Here is a 21,742-nt window from a genome sequence, read left to right on the forward strand (position 1 = left end):
GGAATATCGAGATGACAATGCGTTTTCGCCGCAAGGCACTGCTGCTTCCTCTGCTGGCAATCTCCGCTTCCGCGGCTGCGGCGGTTCCTCAGGTTACCGTCAGCGTTAACGACAAGCAGTGTGAGCCGATGAGCTTAACGGTCAAGGCCGGCAAGACTCAGTTCCTGATTAAAAACAACAGCCAGAAAGCGCTGGAGTGGGAAATCCTGAAAGGCGTGCTGGTGGTTGAAGAGCGTGAGAACATCGCGCCGGGCTTCAGCCAGAAGCTGACCGCCAATCTGGAAGCGGGCGAATATGAGATGACCTGTGGCCTGCTGAGCAATCCCAAAGGCAAGCTGATTGTGAAGGGCGAGGGCACCGCGACAGGCAGCACTTCCGCACGTATGCAGCTTGAAGGCCCGATCACCGCCTATAAAGCGTATGTGACAGAGCAGGTGAACCAGCTGGTAAGCAACACCCAGGTGTTCACGGATGCGGTTAAAGCGGGTGATGTGGAAAAAGCCAAAGCGCTGTTCGCTCCAACGCGTCAGTACTACGAGCGCATTGAGCCGATTGCTGAGCTGTTCTCCGACCTCGACGGCAGCATTGATGCCCGTGAAGATGACTACGAGAAGAAAGCGGCCGATCCTAAGTTCACCGGTTTCCACCGTCTTGAGAAAGCGCTGTTCGCTGACAACAGCACCAAAGACATGGCGGACTACGCTGATAAGCTGAACAAAGATGTGAAAGATTTGCAGGTGCGCATCAGTGAACTGGCCTTCCCGCCAGCCAAAGTCGTCGGCGGCGCAGCCGGGCTGATTGAAGAAGTGGCCTCCAGCAAAATCTCCGGCGAAGAAGATCGCTACAGCCGTACTGATCTGTGGGACTTCCAGGCCAACATCGATGGCGCACAGAAAATTGTTGAACTGCTGCGTCCTCTGGTGAGCAAAGCGAATCCGCAGCTGCTGGCCAAGGTTGACGCCAACTTCAAAAAAGTGGATGCGATCCTGAGCAAATACCGCACCAAAACCGGTTTCGAATCCTATGAGAAACTGACCAGCGCCGACCGCAACGCGCTGAAAGGACCGATCACCGCGCTGGCGGAAGATCTTTCATTACTTCGTGGCACCCTGGGTCTGGATTAATCATGAGTCGTAAGGAAGATGACGCGCAGCCAGCGCGTCGTCGTTTACTGAAAGGTCTGGGCCTGCTGGGCGGTGCAGCGGCCATCGGCGGCGGCTGTCCGTTCCATGCCGCGGCTGCAGACAGTTTTTCGCCGGGTACGGTGACGCCGCAGGCGCGGCAGCAGACGCAGCCGTTTTACGGTCAGCATCAGGCGGGCATCACGACGCCTCAGCAGGCTTCCATGATGCTGGTGGCGTTTGACCTGCTCAGCAGCGACAAAGCCGAGCTGAAGCGTCTGTTTCAGCTGCTGACCCAGCGTATCGCCTTTCTCACTGCGGGCGGTCCGGCACCTGCGGTCACCAATCCGCAACTGCCGCCGATGGATTCCGGCATTCTTGGGGCGACTATCGCGCCGGATAATCTGACGATTACCGTGTCGGTCGGCAATGCGCTGTTTGATGAGCGCTTTGGCTTAGCGCCTCACAAGCCGAAAAAATTGCAGCCGATGACGCGCTTCCCCAATGATTCGCTTGATGCCAGTCAGTGTCATGGCGATCTGCTGTTGCAGATCTGTGCCAACACGCAGGATACGGTGATTCATGCTCTGCGCGACATCATCAAGCATACACCTGACCTGCTTGGCGTACGCTGGCGTCGCGAAGGCTTTATCTCCGATCACGCGGCACGCAGTCAGGGGCAGGAGACGCCGATCAATCTGCTGGGCTTCAAAGATGGCACCGCCAATCCGGATACCCACAATCCTGCGCTGATGAATCAGCTGCTGTGGGTAACCGCCGACCAGGATGAACCGGCCTGGGCGCGCAATGGCAGCTATCAGGCCGTGCGGCTCATCCGTTTTCACGTTGAGATGTGGGATCGCACACCGCTGGGTGAGCAGCAGACTATTTTTGGACGCGAGAAGCTGAGCGGCGCGCCACTGGGGATGAAGCATGAACATGACGTCCCGGATTACGCCCGTGACCCGGATGGCGATGTGATTGCACTGGATGCGCACATCCGTCTGGCGAATCCCCGCACGCCAGAGACCGCCAGCAGCCTGATGCTGCGACGCGGTTACAGCTACTCGGCGGGTATCTCCGCATCCGGCCAGCTGGAGATGGGGTTGCTGTTCGTCTGCTATCAGCACGATCTGGAGCGCGGTTTCCTCACAGTGCAGCAGCGTCTGAACGGCGAAGCGCTGGAAGAATATATCCGGCCATTCGGTGGCGGTTACTTTTTCGTTTTACCCGGTATCCCCGACGCCAGCCATTATTTAGCGCAGTCGTTGCTGGAAGCCTGATTAATTTTCAATCACGGTGGGCGAGCCGGTCTCCGGCCGCCCACATTTCAGTTTCAGCGCTTTGCTTGCTGAGTTTAAACTGAGATTTCGCGGGTGTACTGCTTATATAAAATATGCTAATCCACTGTAATACAGGGTTTTTACATTTTGGCGTAAAAGAAATACCGACCCGTGATGAGCAATTCCTTTGCCAGCAGTTAAAATTACTATTGCAAACCTCTAACGAAATGATGCACTTTATTCAACAGGCGTAATCGGATGTGTCGATGTATCACACTGGAGTTCGCGCATGGGTCGAGTCTTTTATGGAACGTCACTGTCACTGAATAAATTGCGCCTGACCGCGAGGGCAATTCTGCCTCGTTATTTCTCCCTCTCCTCAACCTATTCTTTTGTCTTATCGCATCCTGTTTTATCCGGTGTTCAGCCTCGCCACTGCGTTGCTGCATACCCACTATCCTGTCCTGTCATGGCTCTAAAGGAAGCCAACTGAAACCTCTAAAGCGTTCACGTAATCGCAACGGGCCACCGGCCTCGCGCGGGAAATGAAACCAACTGAAAGGTGCCACTATGGGAAGACAGAAAGCAGTGATCAAAGCGCGTCGTGAAGCCAGAAGAGTGCTTCGTAGTGACTCACGCAGTCATCGTCAGCGCGAAGAAGAGTCGGTCACTTCGCTGGTGCATATGAGTGGACTGGATGCAATTGGCATGGCGCGCGATACGCGCGACCGGTTACCGATTGAAGCCCGTAATGAAGCTCAGGCGCACTATCTTAATGCCATAGGAACGAAACAGCTGATCTTCGCAACAGGTGAAGCCGGATGCGGTAAAACCTGGATCAGTGCTGCGAAAGCAGCTGAGGCCCTGATTAATAAGGATATCGACAGGATTATCGTTACGCGCCCGGTACTTCAGGCAGATGAGGATTTGGGATTCCTGCCCGGTGATATTTCTGAGAAATTCGCCCCTTATTTCCGCCCGGTTTATGACATTCTGGTTAAACGTCTTGGCGCATCATTTATGCAATATTGTCTGCGTCCGGAAATTGCCAAGGTAGAGATTGCGCCCTTCGCCTATATGCGTGGCCGCACCTTTGAAAATGCTGTGGTGATTCTGGACGAGGCGCAGAACGTGACCGCCGCGCAGATGAAAATGTTCCTGACCCGACTGGGCGAAAATGTCACAGTCATTGTTAACGGCGATATTACCCAGTGCGACTTGCCCGCTGGGGTGCCTTCCGGTCTCGCGGACGCGCTGGCGCGTTTTGAAGAGGACGAGATGGTTGGCATTGTGCGCTTTGGCAAAGAGGATTGTGTGCGTTCTGCGCTGTGTCAGCGCACCCTGCACGCATACAGCTAGCGTTTGATTGAGTAGAAGTGTAGCGCCCAAACCCGGCTCCGGCCGGGTTTTCTTTTCAGGGTTCAGGGCGGTGCCCGCGGTCGTACTCACATACCGGTCAGCGTGCAACAGGCAAAAAAAAGAGCCTGAACTTTCGTTCAGGCTCTTCTCAGAAGATGGCGGTGAGAGAGGGGTTCGAACCCTCGATACGTTGCCGTATACACACTTTCCAGGCGTGCTCCTTCAGCCACTCGGACACCTCACCAGATTTACTTCACTGACCGCGCTGGGTCAACGGGGCGGTACTATAGGGAGTCGGCTGAAAACGGTCAAGCACTATTTTCCTCTTTTGATCTATTCGCTTAAGCTCTGAACGAATCGATTTACTGCGGCATAAAATCGGATATTTATGCCGCCTGTTCCGCCCCCTCAGACGCTAAATCAGCTCTTCACCCGATTCGCGAAACTTTTACGCAGCTTCTGCAGCTTCGGTGGGATCACCGCCATGCAGTAGCCATTGCGCTGGCCCGCGCCTTCCCAGTAATCCTGATGATAAGCTTCAGCGGGATACCACTCTTTCAGCGGCTCAATGGTTGTCACCACCGGCACATCATGATCGGCCTGAGCACGGGCAATAGCGGCGCGCGCTTCTGCTTCCTGTTCTGCATTCGCCGGGAAAATCGCTGAGCGATACTGGGTGCCGATATCGTTACCCTGACGGTTAAGCTGGGTCGGGTCATGCGTGACAAAGCTGATATCCAGCAGATCGCCGAAAGTCACTTTCTCCGGATCAAAACCAATGCGGATCGCTTCGGCATGACCGGTTGCACCGCTGCAGACCTGCTCATAAGTCGGATTAGGACGGGCACCGCCGGTATAGCCGCTTTCAACCGACTCAACGCCGATCACATCCTTAAAGACTGCTTCGGTACACCAGAAACAGCCGCCAGCGATAACTGCGTATTCGATTGCCATAATAATTTACTCCTGTCAGGTCGAAAGAGGTGAATGGGGGCGCGGCAGACCGCTTTCAACTAGATCAGCATCTCCGGTTTAAAATCTCCGCTCTTATCCAGCATTTTGTCGCTCATCACGCTGAAGCGGCCTTCGCCCGTGTAGTGCAGGGTGGCGGGATATTCCGGCTGCTCGGCGACGTGCGCTTTCACGATCTCAAAAATAAACAGGTTGTAGTTAGCGACCATCGAGTCGTCATAGAGCTGACACTCAAAGCTGGCAAAGCATTCGGCAATCATCGGCGCGCCCACCACCTGAGCCGGTTCAGGTGTCAGGCCAAAGGCCTCAAACTTATCAAGCTGGTCGCCGTGGCTGTTACCGATTGCTACGACTTCATCGATCAGCGAGGCCGAGGGGATGTTCAGGACGCACTGACCGCTGTTGCGAATCAGTTCATGGCTGTGATTCATTCCGGAAATCATGCAGCCGACCAGTGACGGCGAGAACTCCAGCACCGTATGCCAGCCGAGCGTCATGATGTCGTGCTGATCCTGATACTGGGAACTGAGCAGCAGCACCGGGCCGGGTTCAAGATATTTGCGGGCTTTGCTGACCGGGAAAGCATATTTGTGCATGCGTTGGCTCATGGCCTGACTCCTTAAACGGAAGGGTGCCATTAAGTGTAGAGCACGCTGCGGGTGCAGCAGGAGCGCCAGAGGTAAGAAATGCGAGGTGGAGGGTGGCGTGCGGGATGAGCCGACATTTTTACCGGCCGTATCGCGAGCTTAAGGTTTCCTTAATATACCGTCGCGATACTGCCAGTATTAACTGAGGATAATGCTATGAAAACTGCTCCTGTTACCCTGTCTGCACCGGCTTCGCGTCCGATGAGCGAATATGCTGCACTGCTGATTGCCGCAGCCACCGTTGTTCTGTTCCTGTCTGCCTGGTTCACCGCTTAAAACTTAACGACGGCCCGGCAACCGCTTCGGTCGCGACGATTCCCTAAGAAAAACTGAAACCGGTGTAGCTGGACGATGCGGCTGACAATGCTCAGCCCGAGTCCGATCCCGCCGTAACGACTGTCCATCCGGATAAACGCTTTACTCAGCTCGCCACTTTTACTCTCATCAATGCCGGGTCCCTCATCTTCCACCACCATCATGGGGTGGGGAGCCGATAACAGCTGCACGCTGATCGTGCTGTTATCCGGGCTGTAGCGATGGGCGTTCTCGACCAGATTACGCAGCAACATCTTCAGCAGCGTGGCATCCCCACGCACAAACTGCTCCTGCGGCAGATCGAGCAACAGCGTCTGCTGATGCGCCTCCAGCATAATGCTCAGTTCTGCCTCCATCGGCAGAATCACATCTTCGATCAGCCCGACGTTCTGATAGGTGCCGGACGTAAATGATTGCCCGGCACGCGCCAGATTCAGCAGTTGCGACACGCTGTGTGTCATCTGATCCAGGCGCTGCACCAGCGGCTGAACTTTGACATCGCTGTTACGCTCGATCAATTCCAGATGCAGACGTAATCCCGCCAGCGGCGTGCGCAGCTCGTGTGCCACGTCGGCAGTAAACAGCCGCTCGCGTTCAAGACTGGAGTTCAGACGCGCAACCAGCTGATTGATCGCCTGAGTGACCGCATCGATCTCATGGACCTGACTGTGGCAGGCGACCGGTTCGAGATTCTCTTCGCTGCGACTCTCCAGTTCCCGCTGCAGCTGATACAGCGGCCGGGTGATCCACTTCACCGCCTGATAGCAGAGCAGCAGCGTCAGGGTAATCATCACCAGACTAGGCACCGCCAGGCTGGCCACCGCTTCATGCACTTCACGCTTTACGTGACTGTCCATGTTGCGCTTCTGCAACTGCGCTTCTACCAGAAACTGGATCTGCTCTTTACTCTCATGCCACAGCCAGACCACGCTGATCACCTGGAATACCAGCAGGATCAGACCAATGGTCAGGATGAGTCGAAAGCGCATACTGCGGTGATCGAAACGTCTTATCATGTTGCCTCGCGAACGCCATCCTGCGTCACCAGTGCATACCCAAAACCGCGCACGGTGCGAATGGCGCTTTTGCCAATTTTGTCGCGCAGATTATGAATGTGCACTTCCAGCGTATTAGTAGAAGGCTCCGTCTCCCAGTTATAGATATCCTGGTAGAGAATTTCACGGTGTACCGGGTTGCCTGCCTTGAGCATCAGCCGCGACAGAATCGCAAACTCTTTCGGGGTCAGATCCAGCAGCACATCATTGAGCATGATCTGACGATGCGTCATATCCAGCGCCAGCGCACCCACTCTGACATGACTGTCGCCCTGATTAACGTGTCGACGGATCAGTGCGCGGATGCGTGCCAGCAATTCATCCAGCGAAAACGGTTTGATCAGGTAGTCGTCCGCGCCAGCGTCGAGTCCGGCAATGCGCTCGTTGATGGTATCGCGTGCGGTCAGGATCAGCACCGGCGTCATCTTCTTCTGGCGCCGCAGTCGTATCAGGAAATGCAGGCCATCTTCGTCCGGCAGGCCAAGGTCCAGCACCACCAGACTATACAGGCCGCTGGCGAAGTGCGCTTCAGCATCCCGCACCCGCGTCACGCCGTCACAGACATAGCCTTCGCCTTCCAGCGCCAGCATTAGTCCCTGCAGCAGCAGGGCGTCATCTTCTACTATCAGTATCTTCATCAGGGTTGGCTCCGACACGACGTCAAAATATCATCCGCAGGCACATATTCGTGGGTCGCGGTGCCGGTTAATCCCAGCATGGTTGAAAACAGATTATCCTGTGAAAAATCATCTGTCGCCGCCAGTTTATTCAGACAGCCGCGATTAACCGCATAACGTTTCTGGTAATCGTCGGAAAGCCAGATCAGCAGCGGCACATGTTTCTGGGTATCCGGCGCGATAGCATAGGGCAGGCCATGCAGGTAAGCCCCATTTTCACCCAGCGATTCACCGTGATCAGAAAGATAGACCAGGCTGGTGGTGAAGCGATCCTGATGCGCACGCAGTACATTGATCGCTTTATCGACGATGTGATCCACATTGACCAGCGTGTTGTCATACGTATTGATCAACTGCTGTTGCGAACAGTCCTGAATCTGGTTGGTGTCACAGGTCGGCTCAAACTGGCGGAACTGCGGTGGATAGCGATGGCTGTAAGTCGGGCCATGGCTGCCAATGGTGTGCAGCACAATCACCGCGTTGCCTTTTAACTGGCTGATGTACTCATCCAGTCCGTGGAACAGCACGTCGTCATAACATTCGCCATCAATACACATGCCGGGCAGGTTGAGGCTGGTCATATCCTGATGCGGAACGCGATCGCAGGCACCTTTACAGCCCCCGTCGTTCTCATTCCACAACACGCTGATCCCGGCGCGCTGAATCACATCCAGCAAGCCTTCCTGATGCGCGGCCAGCACATCATCATAATGAGCGCGTGGCATGTTGGAGAACATGCAGGGCACGGAAACCGCTGTCGCCGTGCCGCACGAGGTGGTGTGCGGAAAATAGATCACATCATCTTTCGCCAGCAGGGGATTGGTCAGACGACCATAACCGCCCAGCGAGAAGTTTTGCGCACGCGAGGTTTCGCCCAATACAAGAATCGTCAGATTCGGCTTGCCGCTGGCGCGGCTGGGTTGCAGGTGCGCATCTTCACCGATACGAATCAGCGGCGCGTTCTGCAACTGCTCATGCTTATACCAGGAGAGCGTTGCCGCAATGCTGTTAGACGGGCTGAGCGCTTTGACCAGCTCGCGGTTGTTGCGGAACAGCGAAGCGTAATCTTTATAGAAGAGCAGGGCGACCAGCACGATCAGCGCCGCTGAAAGCAGCACGCTGAGCAGTCGCGCCAGCACGCCGCGCCACTGCTGCTTTTTGATGCGCGGCCAGAACACCAGCAGCGCCATCAGCACGCCTGAGGTGAGCAGGGTGAGCAGCAGCTTCGGCGTAATCAGCGCAAAGGATTCGGACGCGGTGGTATCCATCATATTGGTGATCATCGAGCGATCGACCACGATGTTATAGGTCTGAATAAAGTACTGCGCCGATGCGGAGAGCAGAATAAACAGTGCGGCCAGCAGCCGATCCAGCCAGACAAACGAGGCCAGCGTAATCACGATGTTAATCACGCTAAAGGCGACCAGCGGCATTGATAAAAACACCAGCGTGGTATGCAGGTTGTCCAGCGGCATCACTGCCAGTACCTGACGGTAATAGGCAATATTAAGGAAAACCGCGATATAAACCGCAGCCAGAGTCAGCAACGTCAGGCGGCCAATCAACGGCCTTTTCAGGGTAAACGCCATGTGAGCAGGAACCAGAGTAATAAAAGTGTCATGAGAGTGCGCTTTCAATATTAGGAATACCTTAAGAAGCTTAAGGTTTGAGGCTGGCCCACTGTACAGAGAACAAGACGACGGAAACTCCAGACAGCAGCGGATCGGTTACGGCCTGCTGCTCTGAAGCAGTGCAGAACAGGATGGGATGTTTATGCTGATTTAACCGCAGCGGCTGGCATGAAACCTGCATCTTTCTGGCATAACCCCTGTTAATGACTACACTTAATGTGAAGATGTTCTCAGTCAGGAAGTATTGTCAGCAATGCGCTTGCAAGTTTGAGGAGAGTGACCTATCCAATCACCGCGTTTTATCCCTCAATCACCGCTTTATCAGAATTTCCCGCTTGCTGACCAGACTGCGTCAGGACATTCTTGTTTTAACTCAATGATTTATTAAAATTCGATTTTCAGGAGAAGTAACGTGACTCAAGCGGCAGACACCCATGCCAGGTATCCGACATTAAGCAGCGGGCAGTACGCCTTCTTTTTTGATGTCGACGGCACGCTGGCAGCGATTCAGTCCCGTCCCGAAGCGGTATTTATTCCTGAGCAGGTCATCGCACAACTCCGGCAGCTTTCTGCACTCTCTGGGGGTGCGCTTGCGCTGGTCTCCGGCAGACCTATAGAACAACTTGATGCGCTGGCCGCACCGTGGCATGGCCCGGCTGCGGGCGTGCATGGTGCAGAGCGCCGTGATGCAGAAGGAAATCTGCAACGCATCAGCCTGCCGGTCGAGGTCGAACAACCGCTCAGAACAGAACTGCAGGCGGCAATGGCTTCCTGGCCTGGCACGCAGCTGGAGATCAAAGGCATGGCCTTTGCCCTTCACTACCGTCAGGCGATGCAGCATGAGCAGGATGTGATGCGACTGGCCGAGCAGTCCGTGAAGCGCTTCCCCGGACTGGCGCTTCAGCCGGGAAAATGTGTGGTTGAGATTAAACCCGCAGGTATCGATAAAGGCGCCGCGATTGGCGACTTTATGCAGCAGTCCCCTTTTGCCGGACGTACGCCGGTCTTTATTGGCGACGACCTCACTGATGAGAAGGGCTTTCTGGCCGTCAACGAACGGCAGGGCGTCTCGATCAAAGTCGGCGAAGGTTCCAGCCAGGCCGATTATCGGCTGAATGATGTCGATGCGGTTTACGGCTGGCTGGAAAGAACATTATTACTATTAGAGCAAGACAACGTCGGTAAGGAGTTTAGGTTATGAGTCGTTTAGTGGTTGTATCTAACCGTGTCGCCATGCCAGATGGGTCTAAAACCAGCGCTGGCGGCCTGGCCGTCGGTATTCTCGATGCACTGAAAAGCACCGGTGGAATGTGGTTTGGCTGGAACGGTGAAATCAGCGAGTTCACAGGCGAAGACGTTGAAGACGTCAGGGTTCAGGAGCATGAGGGAATCGAGTATGCCTCGTTCCCGCTGAGCCAGAACGATTACGATCTCTATTATTGCCAGTTCTCCAATACGGTTATCTGGCCTGCCTTCCATTATCGTCTTGACCTGGTGCAGTTCCAGCGTGAAGCGTGGGAAGGGTATTGCGACGTCAATGATTCGGTGGCGCAGCGTTTAAAACCGCTGATCAAGCCAGATGACATTGTCTGGATCCACGATTATCACTTTTTACCGTTTGCCGCCGCACTGCGTCGGGCGGGCATTAATAACCGCATCGGTTTCTTCCTGCATATTCCGTTCCCGACGCCTGAAATCTTTAACGCACTGCCTCCGCATAAAGAGTTGCTGGAAATGCTGTGCGAATATGACCTGCTGGGATTCCAGACCGAATCCGATCGGGTGGCGTTCCTCGACAGCGTCAGCCAGCTCACGCAGCTGCAGAATAAGGGCGATAAAAAGCATCGCGCCTTTGGCAACACCTTTATGACTGAGGTTTATCCGATCGGGATTGAGCCAGACAGTATTAAAGAGATGGCCGAAGGGCCGCTGCCGCCGAAAATGGCTGCCATGAAGAAAGAGCTGGGCGATGCTCGCAATATCATTGCCTGCGAACGTCTCGACTATTCGAAAGGCCTGCCTGAGCGTTTCCTTGCCTATGAAGCGCTGCTGGAGAACTTCCCGGAGCATCGCGGCAAAATCCGCTATTCGCAGATTGCGCCAACCTCGCGTGGCGATGTGCAGGCGTATCAGGATATCCGTCATCAGCTGGAGACCGAAGCAGGGCGCATCAACGGTAAGTACGGCACGCTGGGCTGGACCCCGCTTTACTACCTTAACCAGCATTTCGACCGTCGCCTGCTGATGAAAATCTTCCGCCTGACCGATGTGGGTCTGGTCACGCCACTGCGTGATGGTATGAATCTGGTCGCGAAAGAGTATGTGGCAGCGCAGGACCCGGACGATCCGGGTGTACTGGTGCTGTCGCGCTTTGCCGGGGCAGCCAATGAGCTGACCTCTGCGCTGATCGTCAATCCTTATGACCGTGATGAAGTCGCCGCCGCGCTGGACAAGGCGATTACGATGCCGCGTACCGAAAGGATTTCACGCTATAACGACATGATGGCGGTATTGCGTAAGAATGATATTACCGCCTGGCGTGAAAGCTTCCTGAAAGACCTGGAACGCATTGATCCACGCAGCGTGGATCACAACACGGCCAATAAGGTCGCAACCTTCCCAAAACTCGCCTGATCTGAGTCCGGGCTAAGGTAGTAAAAGCAGCGATAACCGCATGGCGGTATCGCTGCTTTTTTTGGACCCCGATCACAGAAAGCCCGTCGCGTATCTGTTATCTCGGTCTGCGGCATGGCATGCAGACCCTTAAAATAGCTGCTTAGTGTGGCCCGATTCCTGCTAGCGCAGCCGTAAACCCCGTCATATCAGGCTCTGCCACTTTCTTTACCTTCAATACTCAAGTTTTTCTTCATCCTGCCGATAGTGATAGTGCCAGCGCATAATCCCCTGTTAATTCATTCGTCTTTCTTATGTAACCCCTTGTTACAATGGGTATCGTACCCTGTACAGACCCCTGTAGCTGTTAACGCCAGGTTGCCATAAATCTTCCATGATGCCGTAGAAACCTTAACGGTTTCATTACTCACCCTCTGCGATACTCCCCTTAAGTAACTAATTTAAAAGCAATTACCTCCTCTGCTCTCCAGCATAATCTTCTGATAACTCTCGTTTGGCTGGTTCTAAATAGGGAGTTAAAACGATTAACACCTGATATTCATTCCGGACTGCTCAAAGCGTCGAATAGCGATAGTTTTACCCCCTATTAAACCTTTCTCAGGACCAATTGGACTTAAAATCGGCCTTTTTTGCTCAAAAAATGAGCAGCCGGTAAGAAACCGTAAAGCTTTGCTGAAGAAATTTGCGTTAAAAGTGTGATCTGCGTCACACTTTATCTAAAATTACGCTTCCCTGTCGTTGTATGTCGAAATCAGACGATATAGATTTGCCTTGTTTTCGGAATAGTCCTAAAAAACGTAAGAAGATGTCACGGAAGATGTCCGGAACTCGAAAATAGAATGGCATGGATTTTCGACCTTCGGTGGGTCTGAAACCCACAAAAACAGAAGGCGAAAACTGTGACATTAATGTTATGTGAGTTTTTTTTGCCATCTTTTGATTTAACAAACAGCAGCTCGAACCGCAGATTTTAAATCTGCGATACAGTTACGTCGCATCTCTCAGGATGGAAAAATAATGAACACCTCTGAAGTACTCAAACATATTTATGACCTTAACTTGTCTTATTTACTGCTTGCGCAGCGTTTAATTAACCAGGATAAAGCTTCTGCAATGTTTCGCCTCGGAATTGACGAGAAAATGGCGAACGCGTTATCTGAATTAACCTTGCCCGAGATGGTAAAAATGGCGGAAACCAATCAACTGGTTTGCCAGTTCCGTTTTACCGAAAGCAGCACTATTAATCGTTTGACGCAGGAATCACGCGTGGATGATTTACAACAAATCCACACCGGCATTTTATTATCGAGCCGTTTACTGCGTAATGCGTCTAAAGATGAAGCGCCTGCTAAAAAGAGAGCAATGTCATGAGTGAGAAAAGTATTGTTCAGGAAGCACGTGATATTCAGCTCGCCATGGAGCTCATCACGTTAGGTGCGCGCTTACAGATGTTAGAGAGTGAAACTCAGCTGAGCCGTGGTCGTCTGATCAAGCTCTATAAAGAATTACGTGGCAGCCCGCCACCAAAAGGCATGCTGCCGTTCTCCACGGACTGGTTTATGACGTGGGAACAGAACATCCATGCTTCTATGTTCTGCAACGCCTGGAAGTTTTTACTGAAAACGGGCCTGTGCAGCGGTGTCGATGCCGTGATCAAAGCTTACCGCCTGTATCTTGAACAGTGTCCTCAATCGGACGAGGGCCCGCTGTTGGCGCTGACTCGTGCCTGGACCCTGGTCCGATTCGTTGATAGCGGTATGCTGGAACTGGCTGATTGTAAGAGCTGCAACGGCAGCTTTATTAACCATGCGCATCAGCCTGTTGGCAGCTTTACCTGCAGCCTGTGCCAGCCGCCATCACGTGCCGTAAAAAGACGTAAACTTTCTGCAGAACCTGCCGATATGTTTCCACAACTGCTGGATGAACAGGTTAAACACGCCGTTTAAATTTGTTCGCATTGTGGAAGCCATCCAGCAGCGGTTAATACCGCTGCTTTTTTTTTGCTTGCGGTTCAGGAATAACACCTGCGGCTCTCTGGCTTAACTTCCACCAACACGTTACGGACGTAAGGATATTTTTGTGCTGATAATTATAGGTTACCTGATTGTTTTAGGCTCCGTGTTGGGCGGATATGCGCTGGTAGGTGGCCATCTGGGCGCGCTTTATCAGCCAGCCGAATTATTAATGATCGGCGGTGCCGGTGCCGGTGCATTTTTAGTCGGCAACAACGGTAAGTCGATTAAAAAAACCCTGAAAGCGCTGCCTAAGTTATTTCGCGGCTCCAAGTACAACAAAGCCGTTTACATGGATTTAATGGCGCTGCTTTATCGCCTGATGGCGAAGTCGCGTCAGCAGGGGATGTTATCGCTGGAACGGGATATTGAAGATCCGAGCCAGAGTGAAATTTTTGCTAATTATCCCCGCATTCTTGCCGATAAACAGTTAGTAGATTTTATTACCGACTATTTGCGCCTGATGGTGAGCGGCAACATGAACGCCTTTGAAATCGAAGCGTTGATGGATGAAGAGATTGAGACCTACGAACACGAGTGTGACGTACCAGCGCAAAGTATATCTGCAGTCGGCGATGGTCTTCCCGCTTTCGGTATCGTTGCCGCGGTAATGGGCGTGGTGCATGCGCTGGCTTCGGCCGACCGCCCGGCCGCTGAACTCGGTGCGCTGGTGGCCCATGCGATGGTGGGAACCTTCCTGGGCATTTTGCTGGCCTACGGATTCGTCTCTCCGCTGGCGTCGGTACTGCGCCAGAAGTGTGCAGAAACCACCAAGATGATGCAGTGCATCAAGGTGACCCTGCTGTCGAGCCTGAATGGATACGCGCCGCAGATTGCGGTGGAGTTTGGTCGTAAGACGCTCTACTCCGCCGAGCGCCCATCGTTCAGCGAACTGGAAGAGCACGTACGTAACGCTAAGAACCCGGCTAAACAGACTTCAGACGAGGCTTCATGAAACACGGCAATCGCCCAATTGTGCTGATCAAAAAGCGCAAACATAAAGGCCATGAAGGCAGCCACGGATCGTGGAAGATTGCCTACGCCGACTTTATGACGGCGATGATGGCCTTTTTTATGGTGATGTGGCTGCTCTCTATCGCCAACCCGCAGGAGCTGGTGCAGATAGCAGACTACTTCAAGACACCGCTTAAGGTTGCACTGACCGGCGGGGCGCGCAGCAGCGACAGCGAAAGCCCGATCCCTGGCGGCGGTGATGATCCAACGAAAAAGATTGGCGAAGTGAACAAAGTCGTCGATATGGACGCGCAGAAACGCAAGCTGGATGAAATTCGCCTTAACCGCTTGCGTGAGAAACTCGACCAGCTGATTGAAGCGGATCCGCGCCTGAAAGCGCTGCGCCCGCATCTGATCATCAACATGGTGGAAGAGGGGCTGCGTATCCAGATTATCGACAGCCAGAATCGCCCGATGTTTAAAACCGGTCGGGCCGAGGTGGAGCCTTATATGCGCGATATTCTGCGTGCAATTGCGCCCATCCTTAACGACATCCCGAACCGCATCAGCCTGGCCGGACATACCGATGATTTTCAGTATGCCAACGGTGACAAAGGCTACAGCAATTGGGAACTGTCGACCGACCGCGCGAATGCCTCACGCCGTGAACTGGTCACGGGCGGCTTAGATAGCGGAAAAATTTTACGGGTGTTAGGCATGGCCGACACCATGAGCCTGAAAAATCGTGGCGGTAATGATGCCGTTAACCGCCGCATCAGCCTGCTGGTGTTGAACCACGACACCGAAGCGGCAATAGAAAAAGAGAACGCAGAAAGTGATGCCGTCCAGATCAGCGATCCGGCGGCCATTCAACAGATTACCGCACCTGCAACACCAGGCAGCGCGGTGAATACAGCAGCCCCCTCACAGCCGAGGTGATTCCCGTGAGTATGGACATCAGCGATTTTTACCAGACGTTTTTTGATGAAGCCGATGAGCTATTAGCGGATATGGAACAACACCTGTTGGGCTTAGACCCGCAGGAGCCAGATTCGGAACAGCTTAACGCCATCTTCCGTGCCGCTCACTCCATTAAGGGTGGGGCCGGAACCTTTGGTTTTACGGTATTACAGGAAACGACTCATATCCTGGAAAACATTCTGGATGGTGCTCGTCGCGGCGAGATGCAGCTCAGCACCGACATCATCAACCTGTTTTTGGAAACCAAAGATATTATGCAGGAACAGCTCGATGCTTATAAAACCGCGCAGGAGCCTAACGCGGAGAGCTTCAAATATATCTGTGAAGCACTGCGCCAGCTGGCGCTAGAGGCCAAAGGTCTGCCGGTTGACGCACCGGCCAGTGTTGCTACTGCCAGCGCAGAGCCTGCCAGCACCAGCGGCCTGCGTGTCCGCCTGATCGATCTCAAAGAGAAAGAAGTCGATCTGATGCTGGAAGAGATGAGCAATCTCGGCACCCTGACCAACGTGCAGAAGGGCAGCACCACGCTGGATGTCTGCATTGATGGCGTGGGCAAAGATGACATCGTGGCGGTGCTCTGCTTCGTGATCGACGAAGCGCAGATCCGCTTCCCGACCGAAGATGAAGCCGTGGACGAGCCGGCGGCTGTTGCTGCCGTCGCTGCACCGGTATTGGAAGAAGTTCACACCGCGACCGTCACCGAACTGCCAGTGGCAGCGGTGAAGCGTGAAAGTAAGCGCGCCGCAGCCCCTGCTAAAGCGAGCGAATCCACCAGCATCCGTGTGGCGGTGGAGAAGGTCGATCAGCTGATCAACCTGGTGGGCGAACTGGTGATTACCCAGTCCATGCTCGCCCAGCGTTCCGGCGAACTCGATCCGGTGGCGCACGGCGACCTGCTGAACAGCATGGGTCAGCTGGAGCGTAACGCCCGCGATCTGCAGGAATCGGTGATGTCGATTCGTATGATGCCAATGGAATATGTCTTCAGCCGCTTCCCGCGTCTGGTGCGTGACCTGGCAAGCAAGCTCGGCAAAGAGGTCGAACTGACCCTGCTGGGCAGCTCAACCGAACTCGATAAGAGCCTGATTGAACGCATCATCGATCCCTTAACGCACCTGGTGCGTAACAGTCTTGACCACGGTATCGAAACCCCAGAGAAACGTCTGGTGGCCGGTAAAGTGGCCACCGGTAACCTGACCCTGTCAGCGGAACATCAGGGCGGCAACATCTGCATCGAAGTTTCTGATGATGGTGCCGGTCTGAACCGTGAACGTATTCTGGCGAAAGCGCTCTCTTCCGGCCTGCCGGTTCACGAGAACATGAGCGACGAAGAAGTCGGCATGCTGATCTTCGCACCCGGCTTCTCTACGGCGGAGCAGGTGACGGATGTTTCAGGACGCGGCGTCGGTATGGACGTAGTGAAACGAAATATTCAGGAGATGGGCGGTCACGTCGAAATCGCCTCGAAGCAGGGCAAAGGCACCACCATTCGTATCCTGCTGCCGCTGACGCTGGCCATCCTTGATGGCATGTCCGTTCGCGTCGCCGATGAAGTCTTTATTCTGCCGCTGAATGCGGTGATGGAGTCGCTGCAACCGCGCGCCGAAGATCTGAAACCGATGGCCGGTGGCGAGTGCGTGCTGGAAGTGCGTGGCGAATATCTGCCGCTGGTTGAGCTGTGGAACGTCTTTGATGTGCAGGATGCCAAAACCGAAGCCACTCAGGGCATCGTCGTCATCCTGCAAAGTGCAGGCAAACGCTATGCGCTGCTGGTCGATCAGCTGATTGGTCAACATCAGGTGGTGGTGAAGAACCTGGAAAGTAACTATCGCAAAGTGCCGGGCATCTCAGCTGCCACCATTCTTGGCGATGGTAGCGTAGCGCTGATTGTTGATGTTTCAGCACTGCAATCACTTAACCGTGAAAAACGTGTGGCTGGCGCTGCCGCCTGATTGATAACGAAAGGGTAAATAACATGAATGGAATGGCAACCGTGACAAAAATCGCTGGCGAAACCGTCGGTCAGGAGTTTCTGGTCTTCACGCTGGGCGACGAAGAGTACGGCATCGATATCCTCAAAGTTCAGGAAATTCGCGGTTACGATCAGGTAACACGTATTGCGAATACCCCTGAATTCATCCGCGGTGTCACTAACCTGCGTGGCGTTATCGTGCCGATTATCGATCTGCGTGTGAAGTTTGCGCAGCCCGATGTTGAGTACAATGAAAACACCGTGGTTATCGTGCTGAATCTGGAAAACCGTGTGGTTGGTATCGTGGTTGACGGCGTCTCTGACGTGCTGTCGCTGACGCAGGATCAGATCCGTCCTTCACCGGAGTTCGCTGTGACCATGTCTACCGAGTATATGACTGGTCTGGGTGCTCTGGGCGATCGCATGCTGATTCTGGTCGACATCGAGAAGCTGCTGAGCAGCGACGAGATGGCGCTGGTTGATAACCTGCGTAGCGCATAATCGAATCATTACGGGCCGGTTCTGGCTGGCCCGTGATAGTTCCACTGAGTAATAATTTCTTTTAAATCATATAATAAAGCCTCGTCTCCCCCTAATTTCCTGCTTTTACCTGCCGATAATCCCTGAGTCACTTTTTAATTACCTACTTTGTTCAGGGTTACTCATGTTTACGAAAATCCGTGTTGTCACCAGCCTGCTGCTGGTGTTGCTGGTGTTTGGTCTGTTACAGGCCTTATCCGGCTCCATCTTTTACTCCGCATTAAGCCACGATAAGCAAAGCTTCGCCGTTTCCCAGCTGGCGATGCAGAATACGCAGTCACTCAATGACGCTTATATGAGCCTTAACCAGAGCCGCGTCCTGCTGACCCGCATTCAGCTGCGTATCGCCACCAGTAAACTGGATGGTAAAACGCCCGATGTCGCCTCGCTGTTTGAAGACAGTCAGCGCTTCCAGCAGGCGGCAGCGGGTTTCTACAAGACGTTCAAAGAGACGCCAGATACCCCAGGACAGGATGCGGAACTTAACAACCAGCTCGACCAGCGCTTCGGCGACTATTCGGGTGCGCTGAATAGCCTGCAGAGTGCGCTTCAGGTCAATGATATGGCGGCAGCCGCAAAAGCCCCGGTGGCACCGAGCCAGAGTGCATTTTTAACGTTGTATCGTGAGTGGCGCGCCGATCAGAGTCACCTGAGCACGCTGGGCGTGGCAGAGAACAGCAGTGCTTACAGCCGTATGATGTGGATCCTCTCCACCATCATGGCCGCCGTGGTTGCGGTGATCGTGCTCTGCTGGTTTGGCCTGCGCAAAATCGTGATGACGCCGCTGAACAGCAGCATCAATCATATTCAGCACATCGCCCAGGGCGATCTGACCCAGCCGATCGTGGTAGAAGGGCGCAACGAGATGACCCAGCTTGCGGCCAGCCTGCATGACATGCAGCAGTCTCTGGTGCGCACCGTAACTAACGTGCGTGAAGGATCGGATGCGATCTTTACCGGCGCCAGTGAGATCTCTGCCGGGAACAATGACCTCTCTGCCCGCACCGAACAGCAGGCGGCCTCACTGGAGCAGACGGCGGCCAGCATGGAGCAGCTGACTGCTACCGTGAAGCAGAACGCCGAAAACGCCCGCCAGGCCTCACAGCTGGCACTCAGCGCCTCCGAAACCGCAGAAAAAGGCGGCAACGTGGTGGCTGGCGTGGTGAAAACCATGAGCGAAATCGCCGGCAGCTCGAAGAAGATTGCCGATATCACCAGCGTGATTGATGGCATCGCATTCCAGACCAACATCCTGGCGCTGAATGCGGCGGTTGAAGCGGCGCGTGCCGGTGAACAGGGCCGTGGATTTGCAGTGGTCGCGGGCGAGGTGCGTAATCTGGCACAGCGCAGCGCCCAGGCAGCCAAAGAGATCAAAGGACTGATTGATGACTCCGTGAACCGGGTCAATGTGGGTTCGCAGCTGGTCGGCACCGCCGGGGAAACCATGAGCGATATCGTCAGTGCAGTTACGCGCGTCACCGACATCATGGGCGAAATTGCCTCGGCGTCGGATGAGCAGAGCCGTGGCATCGATCAGGTCGGTCAGGCGGTCACCGAGATGGATCGCGTGACCCAGCAGAACGCCTCGCTGGTGGAGGAGTCCGCTGCGGCGGCCGCTTCGCTGGAAGATCAGGCCAGCCGGTTAAGCCAGGCCGTGTCAGTGTTCAGAGTCAAACGTGAAGCCAGGCAGACGCTGACAAAGCATCTGCCGATTGCTGCGCCCGCCACGGCGGCGCTGGCACCCCGCAAAGCCCTGACCGCCCCGGTCAGTGATACGCACTGGGAAACCTTCTGATGTAAAGCTGCGCATCCTGCGGGATGCGCAGCTACCCCCTTTATTCCTCTGCTTAAAGCCAAACTCAGCAGCTCCTGCTGATAAAATTAATTACAAAAGCCACTTCTCTCCTGAAAGCGCCGAAAAGCGTTAATTAATCCCGAAAACCCGCCGATATAGCCGCTGCACCTAAATTAACCTGCAGGGGAACATGATGTTAAAAAAAATAAAAGTGGTGACCAGTTTAATCGCAGTCCTGGTTATCTTTGGCGCGCTCCAGTTAGTCGCTGGCAGCCTTTTCTGGTCAGCTCTCAATAAAGACAAAGAGTCCTTCGCGCTGTCGCAGGTCTCTAACCGCAATGTCACCGAGATGACTGACGCCTATATTTCACTGAATAACAGCCGCACCACGCTGAACCGCGGCATGCTGCGCTTACAGACCAGCATGGCATCGCAGATGAACGGCGGTCAGCTTGATGAGCTGATCAATAAAGCCAATAAGCAGCTGGTGGAAGCCGATCGCCACTACAAAATCTATTACCATTTGCCTACCACGCCCGGTCTTGATGAGAAGCTGGGCGACAAGCTGGAAGCCGACTACACCAATTACGAAAACGGCCTGAAAGCGATGGTAAAAAGTCTACAGGCTCGCGACCTGGAAGGCATGTTCAAACAGAACATTGAGCAGAAGCAGGTGGCGATGCAGGGCAGCTATGACAAATGGCGCGCACTTCAGACTGCACTTTCCGATCAGGGCATGGAAAAGAATCAGAAAGCCTTCACCCAGATGATGTGGCTGCTGGCCACCATTGGCGTTGTAGTGCTCGCGGTGATTATTACCTGCTGGTTTGGCCTGCGTCAGGTGCTGATTCAGCCGCTGCAACAGCTGCTGGCACAGATTCGCGCTATCGCCTCTGGCGATTTGACCCAGCCAATTGTGGTTGAGGGTCGTAATGAAATGAGCCAGCTGGCGGCAGGCATCCACGAGATGCAGCAGTCGCTGGTGATGACTGTCGGTAATGTGCGTGACGGCTCTGATGCCATCTTCACCGGTGCCAGCGAAATCGCCGCCGGCAATAACGACCTTTCATCCCGTACCGAAGAGCAGGCCGCCTCACTGGAGCAGACCGCAGCCAGCATGGAGCAGCTCACCGCCACGGTGAAGCAGAACGCTGATAACGCCCGTCAGGCGTCGCAGCTGGCGCTGACCGCCTCCGAAACCGCGCAGCAGGGCGGTAAAGTGGTCAATGGCGTCGTCACGACCATGAAAGAGATCGCCGGTAGCTCGAAGAAAATCGCTGACATCATCAGCGTCATCGACGGCATCGCTTTCCAGACCAACATCCTGGCGCTGAATGCGGCGGTTGAAGCGGCCCGTGCCGGTGAACAGGGTCGTGGTTTTGCGGTGGTTGCCGGTGAAGTGCGCAGTCTGGCACAGCGCAGCGCTCAGGCCGCCAAAGAGATCAAAGGCCTGATTGAAGACTCCGTCTCACGCGTCAACAGCGGTTCACTGCAGGTTGAAAGCGCCGGCAGCACCATGAATGAGATCGTGGGCGCGGTGACCCGCGTGACCGACATCATGGGTGAAATCGCGTCGGCGTCCGATGAGCAGAGCCGCGGTATTGAGCAGGTCGGTGTGGCTGTGACTGAGATGGATCGTGTAACCCAGCAGAACGCCTCACTGGTTGAGGAGTCTGCCGCCGCTGCCGCTGCACTGGAGCAGCAGGCCAGCGTACTGACCCAGGCCGTCTCCGTTTTCAAAATTTCCCGCGCCTGATTTCCCGCCTTTCACCCTGGCGGCGGCGTAAAGCCGCT

General features: G+C 54.4%; 18 protein-coding genes and 1 tRNA gene. 13 read left to right on the forward strand and 6 right to left on the reverse strand.

The annotated features are described in order from the left end of the window. The first annotated feature begins 11 nt into the window (after positions 1 to 11). From efeO to phoH, 3 genes are all read left to right on the forward strand, one after another. Positions 12 to 1,124: an iron uptake system protein EfeO gene (gene efeO, locus PU624_RS11630; RefSeq protein WP_283547743.1), complete on the forward strand. Its 1,113-nt coding sequence runs from the start codon at positions 12 to 14 to the stop codon at positions 1,122 to 1,124. 2 nt (positions 1,125 to 1,126) lie between these two features. Then, positions 1,127 to 2,404, forward strand: coding sequence for an iron uptake transporter deferrochelatase/peroxidase subunit (efeB, locus tag PU624_RS11635; protein WP_283547744.1), 1,278 nt, complete (start codon positions 1,127 to 1,129; stop codon positions 2,402 to 2,404). Positions 2,405 to 2,974: 570 nt separating this feature from the next. Continuing rightward, on the forward strand, positions 2,975 to 3,763 hold the full coding sequence (gene phoH, locus PU624_RS11640; protein WP_003852284.1) for a phosphate starvation-inducible protein PhoH: 789 nt from the start codon (positions 2,975 to 2,977) through the stop codon (positions 3,761 to 3,763). 156 nt (positions 3,764 to 3,919) lie between these two features. On the opposite strand, the gene PU624_RS11645 is transcribed toward phoH, so the two are convergent. The 6 genes from PU624_RS11645 to eptA all read right to left on the reverse strand — a co-directional run bounded on the left by PU624_RS11645 (position 3,920) and on the right by eptA (position 9,018). Then, a tRNA-Ser gene (locus PU624_RS11645) sits at positions 3,920 to 4,007 on the reverse strand. A gap of 176 nt (positions 4,008 to 4,183) precedes the next feature. Then, positions 4,184 to 4,717: a peptide-methionine (S)-S-oxide reductase MsrA gene (msrA, locus tag PU624_RS11650; protein ID WP_283547745.1), complete on the reverse strand. Its 534-nt coding sequence runs from the start codon at positions 4,715 to 4,717 to the stop codon at positions 4,184 to 4,186. A 59-nt stretch (positions 4,718 to 4,776) separates the two neighbouring features. Next, a complete protein-coding gene (locus PU624_RS11655) occupies positions 4,777 to 5,343 on the reverse strand; it encodes a flavin reductase family protein (RefSeq protein ID WP_283547746.1) in 567 nt (188 codons plus the stop codon). A gap of 311 nt (positions 5,344 to 5,654) precedes the next feature. Further along, complete coding sequence (gene pmrB / locus PU624_RS11660) at positions 5,655 to 6,713, reverse strand: two-component system sensor histidine kinase PmrB (RefSeq protein ID WP_283547747.1); 1,059 nt, start codon at positions 6,711 to 6,713, stop codon at positions 5,655 to 5,657. Further along, on the reverse strand, positions 6,710 to 7,390 hold the full coding sequence (gene pmrA / locus PU624_RS11665; RefSeq protein ID WP_136198260.1) for a two-component system response regulator PmrA: 681 nt from the start codon (positions 7,388 to 7,390) through the stop codon (positions 6,710 to 6,712). The genes pmrB and pmrA overlap by 4 nt, the downstream gene beginning before the upstream one ends. Then, positions 7,390 to 9,018, reverse strand: a complete 1,629-nt coding sequence (eptA, locus tag PU624_RS11670) for a phosphoethanolamine transferase EptA (protein WP_283547748.1) — start codon at positions 9,016 to 9,018, stop codon at positions 7,390 to 7,392. Before eptA ends, pmrA begins: the two co-directional genes overlap by 1 nt. Positions 9,019 to 9,472: 454 nt before the next feature. Between eptA and otsB the strand changes: the two genes are divergently transcribed. From otsB to PU624_RS11720, 10 genes are all read left to right on the forward strand, one after another. Beyond that, the gene (gene otsB / locus PU624_RS11675; protein WP_283547749.1) at positions 9,473 to 10,261 is read left to right on the forward strand and encodes a trehalose-phosphatase; all 789 of its coding nucleotides are present in this window, start codon (positions 9,473 to 9,475) and stop codon (positions 10,259 to 10,261) included. Beyond that, positions 10,258 to 11,694, forward strand: coding sequence for an alpha,alpha-trehalose-phosphate synthase (otsA, locus tag PU624_RS11680; RefSeq protein WP_283547750.1), 1,437 nt, complete (start codon positions 10,258 to 10,260; stop codon positions 11,692 to 11,694). Before otsB ends, otsA begins: the two co-directional genes overlap by 4 nt. A 1,017-nt stretch (positions 11,695 to 12,711) precedes the next feature. After that, the gene (gene flhD, locus PU624_RS11685) at positions 12,712 to 13,065 is read left to right on the forward strand and encodes a flagellar transcriptional regulator FlhD (RefSeq protein ID WP_283547751.1); all 354 of its coding nucleotides are present in this window, start codon (positions 12,712 to 12,714) and stop codon (positions 13,063 to 13,065) included. Next, positions 13,062 to 13,640, forward strand: a complete 579-nt coding sequence (gene flhC, locus PU624_RS11690) for a flagellar transcriptional regulator FlhC (RefSeq protein WP_283547752.1) — start codon at positions 13,062 to 13,064, stop codon at positions 13,638 to 13,640. The genes flhD and flhC overlap by 4 nt, the downstream gene beginning before the upstream one ends. Positions 13,641 to 13,773: 133 nt before the next feature. Further along, positions 13,774 to 14,661, forward strand: a complete 888-nt coding sequence (gene motA / locus PU624_RS11695) for a flagellar motor stator protein MotA (RefSeq protein WP_161733169.1) — start codon at positions 13,774 to 13,776, stop codon at positions 14,659 to 14,661. Further along, on the forward strand, positions 14,658 to 15,599 hold the full coding sequence (gene motB / locus PU624_RS11700) for a flagellar motor protein MotB (protein ID WP_090960134.1): 942 nt from the start codon (positions 14,658 to 14,660) through the stop codon (positions 15,597 to 15,599). The genes motA and motB overlap by 4 nt, the downstream gene beginning before the upstream one ends. Before the next feature lie 11 nt (positions 15,600 to 15,610). Further along, positions 15,611 to 17,593, forward strand: coding sequence for a chemotaxis protein CheA (gene cheA, locus PU624_RS11705; RefSeq protein WP_283547971.1), 1,983 nt, complete (start codon positions 15,611 to 15,613; stop codon positions 17,591 to 17,593). A gap of 23 nt (positions 17,594 to 17,616) precedes the next feature. Next, positions 17,617 to 18,114 carry a chemotaxis protein CheW gene (gene cheW, locus PU624_RS11710; protein ID WP_090960141.1) on the forward strand — a complete coding sequence of 166 codons (498 nt, stop codon included), beginning with the start codon at positions 17,617 to 17,619 and terminating at the stop codon, positions 18,112 to 18,114. 163 nt (positions 18,115 to 18,277) lie between these two features. Continuing rightward, on the forward strand, positions 18,278 to 19,948 hold the full coding sequence (locus PU624_RS11715) for a methyl-accepting chemotaxis protein (RefSeq protein WP_283547753.1): 1,671 nt from the start codon (positions 18,278 to 18,280) through the stop codon (positions 19,946 to 19,948). A gap of 193 nt (positions 19,949 to 20,141) precedes the next feature. Beyond that, entirely contained in the window at positions 20,142 to 21,704 is a 1,563-nt protein-coding gene (locus PU624_RS11720) for a methyl-accepting chemotaxis protein (protein ID WP_283547972.1), read from the forward strand. The last annotated feature ends 38 nt before the right edge of the window (positions 21,705 to 21,742 follow it).

The sequence above is a fragment of the Pantoea sp. Lij88 genome, assembly GCF_030062155.1.
Lineage (GTDB): Bacteria > Pseudomonadota > Gammaproteobacteria > Enterobacterales > Enterobacteriaceae > Pantoea.